This window comes from Deltaproteobacteria bacterium (assembly GCA_018668695.1).
Lineage (GTDB): Bacteria > Myxococcota > XYA12-FULL-58-9 > XYA12-FULL-58-9 > JABJBS01 > JABJBS01.
Genome location: JABJBS010000212.1, coordinates 1 through 5266 on the forward strand (window position 1 = coordinate 1; position 5266 = coordinate 5266).

5 protein-coding genes are annotated in these 5266 nt (G+C 48.7%); 1 reads left to right on the forward strand and 4 read right to left on the reverse strand.

The features are described 5' to 3' along the window. The 4 genes from HOK28_11165 to HOK28_11180 form a co-directional block, all read right to left on the reverse strand. A partial coding sequence (locus tag HOK28_11165) for a polysaccharide biosynthesis protein (protein MBT6433646.1) occupies positions 1-1221 on the reverse strand: 1221 nt, incomplete at its 3' end. A 16-nt stretch (positions 1222-1237) separates the two neighbouring features. Further along, positions 1238-2452, reverse strand: coding sequence for a DegT/DnrJ/EryC1/StrS family aminotransferase (locus HOK28_11170; protein ID MBT6433647.1), 1215 nt, complete (start codon positions 2450-2452; stop codon positions 1238-1240). 31 nt (positions 2453-2483) lie between these two features. Further along, positions 2484-3713, reverse strand: a complete 1230-nt coding sequence (locus tag HOK28_11175; protein MBT6433648.1) for a glycosyltransferase family 4 protein — start codon at positions 3711-3713, stop codon at positions 2484-2486. Beyond that, positions 3664-4674 (reverse strand): NAD-dependent epimerase, encoded by a 1011-nt coding sequence (locus HOK28_11180; GenBank protein ID MBT6433649.1) that lies wholly within the window; start codon positions 4672-4674, stop codon positions 3664-3666. The genes HOK28_11175 and HOK28_11180 overlap by 50 nt, the downstream gene beginning before the upstream one ends. A 161-nt stretch (positions 4675-4835) precedes the next feature. Here HOK28_11180 and HOK28_11185 point away from each other — a divergent pair. Beyond that, positions 4836-5266 (forward strand): N-acetylneuraminate synthase (locus tag HOK28_11185; protein ID MBT6433650.1); only part of this gene is annotated, 431 nt, incomplete at its 3' end.

The following is a 5266-nucleotide window of genomic DNA, read 5'->3' on the forward strand; positions in this document are numbered from 1 at the left end:
TAATTTGGGTTTTACAGTAAAATAACCTATTTGAACAGCATTGTAGCCGTCTGTTAAAACTGTTTTAATTTGTGTAATTATACATGGTCCTGCTTTAATTACTGTTACAGGTACAATTTTACCTAACTCATCAAAAATTTGAGTCATTCGGGCTTTGTCAGAGATGTCCGCAATCAGTGGACAAAACTCAATACCATCGAACTTCTTACTCAACTCGTGATGGACAGTAAAAAGGGACGGCTCCGCTCGCTCGACTATTAAAACTCTCTCAGGCTGAAAGGCCGCGATCTGACGCGCCAATTCACTGCCGATAGAACCACCACCACCGGTCACCATCACCGTTTTAGAACCAATAAATTCACTTAAGGTCGACTCTTCTAGGCAAACCGGGTCTCGGCCGAGTAAATCCTCTAGCTCCACATCACGAATACGGCTGATCTCAACTTCACCCTGCAAAATTTCGCGTAAATTTGGGATGATTCGAACCTTGATCGGAATTGTATCGCATAAGGATTTGATTCGGCGTATCTCCCCACCCGATGCCGTAGCAATCGTAATGACGACATGATCGATACCCATTCTCTCGACTATTTCGGGTAAATCTTCTGTGGTGCCCACGACGCGAACCCCGTGCACCATCAATCCCAGTTTCTGTTTATCATCATCAACAAACCCCATGACGCGGAGGCCGGCGTTTACCGAATTAAGTTCACGAGCAGCGATGACCCCAGCCCGGCCAGCACCAACCAATAACACGGGAATCCTGCTTTGTTCCGCGCTTGGACCCATGAGACGGGATTCCGAACCTTCGTGTATGATTCGCCTTAAGACGCGCGCTCCAACAATCCCACCAAATGCTATCAGTGTATCCATCAACGTGATGGAGAGCGGAACCTTCCAAACATCAAAGGTTGTCGGTAAGAAAAAACGAATCAACAGCAGCGGTACCGCTGACAAGATTGCTGCCCGGCCAAAAATACTCAACTCTCGAAGCCCAACATAGCGCCACATAATTGTGTGTACACGCATGAGGTAAAGAGCCGTCATCTGGAGGGCTACCACATAAGGCAATTGCGCCAACAAATCATTTCGGCTGATTTCACTGAGTTCAAAATCAAAACGCAACAAGTAGGCAATCAAAAACGCCGAAGACAAAACAAAGAGATCCATTCCAAATTGAATGACCCGTTTCGCCTTACGCCAATTTATTCCTAACTTCATTCTACGCATCCTAATGCTACCGAGTTAAGCGAACACACAAAGCCTTCACAGAGCTCGCAACGTAGTTAATCTCATCCTCAGTCATTAGAGAGAAAATAGGTAAACTAATCAACCTCGGCCAAAGAGAATTAGCCTTTGGACAATCTTGAGCTTGCCAACCGATCGAGTCCTTATAATACGGGTGTAGGTGCAAAGGTCGCCAGTGGACCGATGTACCAATTCCAAGGTCTCGTAATTCATCAATAAATTGGCCTCTATCCACCGACAGCTCTTCTAAATTCAAGCGTATCGGAAACAAATGCCAAGAGTGTATCCGGTCGTTGCTGTTGAGCGGTAAAGTCAGCTGACTCACATCAGCAAGCATATCAAGAAACCGAAGAGCCACCTTCTCGCGTGCTTGGCGCATTTCTTCGGCCCGCGCCAATTGATGAAGTCCAATCGCCGCCGCGATGTCCGTTAAATTATACTTATAACCAGGTGCTACAATCTGGTAGTCCCAGCTACCGCCTCCGGAAAATCTTTTCCAAGCATCCTTTGACAAGCCGTGCAATGACATCAGCCGCATACGCTCGGCAACTTCTTCGTCATCCGTCACAGCCATGCCACCTTCACCTGTCGTGATGGTCTTGTTGGCGTAGAAAGAATAGCAAGACACTCGTGCTGTATTGGCGCCACAACGAATCCATTCGGAGCTGTCATCCTTACGCCAAGCAGCCGGGAATGCATGTGCCCCGTCCTCAACAATCCACAAATTGTGCTCATCCGCAAACTCAGCGATGGCATCAATCGCCATCATGTACCCGCCCACATGAACAGGCATGATACCAACCACGGGCGCATCTTTTGGAATAGGAACGGACAGCTCGCCACTGCGCAGCGCCTGAATCTTAGCACTGGCATCTTGCAAATCCATGTTGCAAGTATCCACATCACAATCAATCAAAAGAGGGTGAGCGCCCATGTAACGAACAACTTCGGCAGTAGCAGCAAAAGTATGGGTCGGCACCAATACAACATCGCCGGCCTCAACCCCCAGTGCCTCTAGCGCCAAGTGGAGACCAGCCGTGCAGGAATTCAGCGCAACCGCAAACTTTGCTCCGACCATTTGGGCAAAACGCTCCTCAAAGCGTTTCACCTTAGGGCCTGTGGTTAGCCAACCCGATCTCAGGGTATCTGCAACCTCATTGACTTCATCTTCACGTAAATCTGGTCGAAAAAATGGAACCTTCATAAATTCTCCCGCGCTGATTTAGAACGAGTCTTCAGCACAAGCCTTTGCTTCTCAAGAGGTCTAGGTGAAGAGCCTTTATCTTTCCAGCGACAACACCAAGTTCAAACTTTGACACTGCAAACTCTCGGGACCGAACGCCAAAGTCCCGTCGCAGTGCCGGCTCGCTTACCAGTTTCCGAATTGCTTCAGCTAAACTCTGAGCGTCACTCTGCTCCACAAAGTATCCGTTCTCGCCGGGTACAACGACCTCGTTACAACCTGGAGAGTCCGTCGCAATCAAAGGTAAACCCATCGATGCTCCCTCAAGCAGTACCCTCGGTATACCTTCACGGTAAGCCGTCGGTAAAACGAGCACATCGCTGAGCGCCATCAACTCACGTACATCACTTCGAGGTCCCAGCCACTTTAACCGGCTTTGAATCGCATCCAGTTCGCCCGGGGTTAAGTGGTCTCGGCTCTCATCATCATGAGGACCCACCAAGACGAATTCTGCGTCAGGTAAATCTTCTTTCAAATTTTCGGCCGCCTCTGCGTATTCGAGTATGCCCTTGGTTCTCATTACTCGAGACACCAACAGAACAATCACCTTACCTTCTGCTATACCAAGCTCTTCACGAAGATTTTCTCGAACTCGATCAGCGACTTGGTCAGGAGCGTAATATTCCGTATCCACACCCGAGCCCAAAATTACCGTCGCCTTACTAGGGTCAAGCACACCTTCATCTGTGAGCTGTTTCCAATCCCCAGTATTCTGCAAAACTGTGCTATCGGTAAATTCACACGCGATTTTCTGAAGGACACGATAAGCGCTTCTCAAAACGCGAGTTGTTACCGCATCGCTCGAATACAGAGAGCCCAATCCTGGTAATGTTCCGGCAACAACCGGAACGCCCGCTAAACGTGCAGCGTACCGCCCCCATATCGAAGGTTTTGTATCGTAAGTATGAACTAAGTGTGGGCGCGCTTCGCGGAAAACCTTCCAAAGCTTGAAGCAGGCATAAACATCAAGCCAAGGCCTATTTCTGCGTTCAAGTGGATAGTAATAAAATTCGTAACCCCTATTCTCAAATCGAGTCTTTAAAGCATGATCTGAACCGGCAACGACAAACTCAAAATCATCCGCCAAAACCCCCATGAGTTCTAAACGCGCGTCAACATCGGGACCGCCTACAATCATCACTCGGGGCCTACGATTTGTTTCAGAATCAGGGCTAAACGCCATAATATTCTCGGTACCAATCAACAAAGCGCTCAATACCATCCTCGATGCTTGTCTGTGGCTTAAAGCCCACTGCTGACTCAAGAGCTTGAACATCAGCAAAGGTGGCCGGAACATCACCTGATTGAATCGGCATCATATTCTTTTCAGCTTCACGACCGAGGCATTTCTCCAATGCTCCAATCATGTGCATTAACTCAACGGGCTGGTTATTACCGATGTTGTAAAGCCGGTAAGGGGCCTCACTGGTTGCCGGGTCTGGCCTATCACCGTCCCAGTCGGGATTTGGTTGAGCAGGTGACTTCATCAGGCGAGCAATTCCCTCGACAATATCGCCGACATAAGTAAAATCTCGCCGCATCTGGCCGTAATTAAAAACGTTGATGGGCTTACCTTCGAGAATCGCCTTCGTGAACAAAAAAAGCGCCATATCCGGCCGGCCCCAAGGTCCATAAACAGTAAAGAACCTGAGTCCCGTTACGCTCATTCCATAGAGGTGGCTGTAAGAGTGAGCCATCAACTCGTTTGATTTCTTACTGGCTGCATAGAGGCTTACCGGATGGTCGACATTATCACTTACGGAGAAAGGCATGGCCGTATTCTTGCCGTATACGGAACTCGACGAAGCATATAATAAGTGGGGTACCTTTTGATGCCGGCAGACTTCCAAGATATTGAGGAACCCAACAATATTGCTGTCGTTATAGGCCCGAGGGTTTGTGAGTGAATATCGAACCCCCGCTTGAGCCGCGAGATTGACCACCACGGTTGGCTCAAAGTCCTTAACTACTTTGGTGAGACTTTCTTCATCAAGACCAATATCCAGCCGGACAAACTTAAAATTTTCGTGTGCTTCCAAACGCTTTAGTCGTGCGGTCTTAAGAGATACATCATAGTAATCATTAATGTTATCGATACCACAAACGAAGTGACCTTCTTTGAGGAGCTTCTCTGCCAGGTGGTAACCAATGAAACCGGCTGCGCCTGTAATCAATGCCTTCATGACTGTTCATACCCCTCAAGAGTTGCGGCTTGAGAGCGCCGCACCAAAGCCCACTATTACGGGCTCCATACCCACAATTAATCTACAAGATCAACCCGGTCAGAGCTTGGATTCACTGGCATTGATGTTTGAAATCAGCAATGTTAGGGAGTCTCGCTATGATGAATATTGGGGGAAAAGGGATTGGGCCAAACCATCCCACATTGATTATTGCAGAGATTGCTCAAGCTCACGATGGCAGCCTTGGGCAAGCTCACGCTTACATTGATGCAGTTGCTCGTACCGGCGCTGATGCCATCAAATTCCAGACGCACATCGCTGCCGCCGAGTCGACACCTGGCGAGCCTTGGCGAATCAAATTCAGCCGGCAAGACGATACCCGCTACGAGTATTGGCAGCGAATGGAATTCACACCCGAGCAATGGGTAGGCTTAAGCGAACACGCCCGTGAATCGGGTCTCTTATTCCTCTCCACGCCGTTTTCGATGGAAGCTGCTGATTTACTCATCAAACTCGATATGGAAGCCTGGAAAATTGGTTCAGGCGAAGTCACCAACGGTGAGCTCATTGGCAAGTTAGCCAAAACCGGCAA

Coding starts and splice junctions, on each gene's coding strand:
- HOK28_11170 (MBT6433647.1), bottom strand. CDS start 2,452: ATGAAGGTTCCATTTTTTCGACCAGATTTACGTGAAGATGAAGTCAAT.
- HOK28_11175 (MBT6433648.1), bottom strand. CDS start 3,713: ATGGTATTGAGCGCTTTGTTGATTGGTACCGAGAATATTATGGCGTTT.
- HOK28_11180 (MBT6433649.1), bottom strand. CDS start 4,674: ATGAAGGCATTGATTACAGGCGCAGCCGGTTTCATTGGTTACCACCTG.